The sequence below is a fragment of the Bacteroides sp. PHL 2737 genome, assembly GCF_004115325.2.
In the GTDB taxonomy this organism is placed as follows: Bacteria; Bacteroidota; Bacteroidia; order Bacteroidales; family Bacteroidaceae; genus Bacteroides; species Bacteroides hominis.
Window position 1 is genome coordinate 1 of the sequence record NZ_CP040633.1, and the last position, 2,750, is coordinate 2,750.

Consider the following 2,750-nt stretch of genomic DNA (forward strand, 5'->3'; position numbering starts at 1 on the left):
TTGTTTTTATGGAAAATAATAGTTTACTTTGTGGAGAATAATATTTCCCAAAAACACATCAAAATGGAAAATAAAAAAGCAGTTAAGTTAACCGATTTTCAAAAGAACGAAGAAAATCCTTTTATGAAACAAGCTATAGAAGGTATTGAAAATCATGTTGTTAAAAAGTATAAGAGTAATAGTGGTGGCGATAAGAGAGCCGTAGTAGCTTTAGCCGACACTGAAACTGGAGAAGTGTTTAAGACTTCGTTTATCCGTCAAATAGAAGTAGATGAAGAACAATTCACTAAATTGTATCTTTCTAACTTTGCTGCATTCTTTGACCTATCACAAGCAGCTATTCGGGTTTTTGGTTACTTTATGACCTGCATGAAACCCAAAAATGATTTAATCATCTTCAATAGAAAAAAATGCCTAGAATATACCAAATACAAAACAGACAAAGCCGTTTATAAAGGACTTGCAGAACTTGTAAAAGCTGAAATCATAGCCCGAGGACCAGCCGATAATCTTTGGTTTATTAATCCTCTGATAGTATTCAATGGTGACCGAGTGACATTTGCTAAAACATACGTTCGGAAAAAGACTTTAGCTGCCCAAAAGAAAGAAGAAGCAGAGAAACGACAATTATCACTTGGCTTTGATGAACAGTAACACTCCATTGAGTGAAGCTGCCGTTTGGTCGCTCCCCCTTTGGGGGCGGGGGGGGATAGATAAAGTTCCTCTATGTAAAGTTATAATGGGGGATGAAAGGCAAGGTTCGCTAACCTTACCCCGATTGTTTATGCTTCCCAGCATTCAATCTATCCCCGTTTATGGGTTTCTCTTTCACCCTACAAAGATAACCTCATGGGGGAAAAATGTCCAAGAATATGGGGTAAAAACTATCAAGTCGGTAGAAAATAAGTATCTTTGAAGTACATTTTTAGTAGAGGTACTGGTATGCCTAGACGAAGCAGATAGGCAAAAATAAAGCCGCTGGAGATGTCGGATGTCCGTCAATTAACTCCAGCGGCTTGTATTTTGGTAACTCTCCCGTATCGGTCGGCTACCGTTTGGTCAGCAACAAAGGTAGTACTTTATTGTCGCAAATCCAAATGTTTTCCCCTTTATTTGTGCATTTACAGAACATTTGCTAACTTCGCACCTATGCAGTATGGTGATAGCACACTAGCACCCTAAAGGGTGCGTGTGTAAGGGGACAAGCCCCCTTAACCCCCTGTCAGCCGGCTGTCACCGGCTGTTATCGATTGTCACAAAAATGTTAACTTATGGGAGCAACAAGTATTCATGTACAAGCAGTGAAGCCGGGGAGTGAGATTCACAACTTTAGGGAAAAAGAGTTGGACTATGTTCGTCCCGAACTTAGTCATTTGAATGAAAGCTGGGTTGGAGATAGCATCTCCCATCGGCTGGAAAGTGCGAAACAAAGATATCTCGATACGGTTGGGCAGAAGATGCAGGCTAAAGCCGCACCCATACGAGAGGGAGTAATAGTAATCAAACAAGAAACCACCATGCAGGAACTCCAGCAGTTTGCCACGGTCTGCAAAGAACGTTTCGGTATCGAAGCATTTCAAATCCATATACACAAGGACGAAGGATACATGAACGCAAAGCAATGGACACCTAACCTTCATGCCCATGTAGTTTTCGATTGGACGCAGCCGAATGGGAAAAGTGTGCGTTTATCGCGTGATGACATGGCAGAACTCCAAACCATAGCATCTGAAACACTGGGCATGGAACGTGGCGTTTCTTCTGACCGCAAACACTTATCGGCTATGCAGTACAAGACCGAATGTGCGAAAGAACAGCTTCAGGAACTATCAAACGATATATCCAGTGCATTAGACAAACACAAGGACGTACAAAACCAGCTTCTTCAGCTTCAGAAAGAACTACGTTCCATTGAAACAAAGAAGAACGTCCAAAAACTCATTTCTAAGGCTTCAGAGAAGTTTTACGGCTTGATTGGAAAAACAGTCAACGATAGGGAAAAGGATGCCTTAAAAGCCAAAGTAAAGGCTTTAGAGGGGGAAAATGAACAGCTATCCGATAGACTGGGAAAGGCTATACTTGAAAAAGAGCAAAACGGCACAAAGGCATTCAAAGCCGAGAATGACAAGGAGTATTATAGACAACAAATGGACAACGCAAGGACAACCAGTAACCGATTAAGGACGGAGAACCAAGAACTAAAGACCGAAACCAAGGAATTGAAAAAAGAACTTGGTAAGATGAAAGACTTGTTCAATTCCGAACAACTGGAGGCTTTAAGGCATCATTTCCCAAACATATCAAAAGCTATGGAAGAGGGGAAAGACCTACTCAAGCAAATCACCAGAAGCAGAGGTTTCGGTATGGGTATGTAACCCCCCCCCGCCCCCAAAGGGGGAGCGACCAAACGGCAGCCTCTCTCAATGGAGTGTTACGTCGTTCGGATTCGGAAGAAATTTTGCAGGGTTCGGAAAACGGTTGTGTGCTTATTCTAAAAAAAGTTTATGGTGTGGCGCTCGTCGGGACGGGTGGTCCCGCCCCTTGCCGCTGGGCGCTCCCCGACCGATGATTTTTAAGTGACTGATTTTGTGCTGTTTTGGGGGTATATTAAGAATAGAAGAAATAGAATAAGTTAAGTACTTGATACACAATATAGGGCATTTTCCATATTGGAAATTCTCATTTTCCAATCTAGAAAATACTGATTTCCTAATATAATACTAAACAGGAAAATAATATTTCCCTTAATA

At 41.6% G+C, this 2,750-nt stretch carries 2 protein-coding genes; both read left to right on the plus strand.

The genetic code is table 11. The features are described 5' to 3' along the window. Nucleotides 1–63 precede the first annotated feature (63 nt). Nucleotides 64–654, plus strand: a complete 591-nt coding sequence (locus tag DBK98_RS23015) for a replication/maintenance protein RepL (RefSeq protein WP_004295513.1) — start codon at nucleotides 64–66, stop codon at nucleotides 652–654. Between the two features lie 617 nt (nucleotides 655–1,271). Beyond that, entirely contained in the window at nucleotides 1,272–2,375 is a 1,104-nt protein-coding gene (locus DBK98_RS23020; protein ID WP_007219893.1) for a plasmid recombination protein, read from the plus strand. Nucleotides 2,376–2,750: the final 375 nt, after the last annotated feature.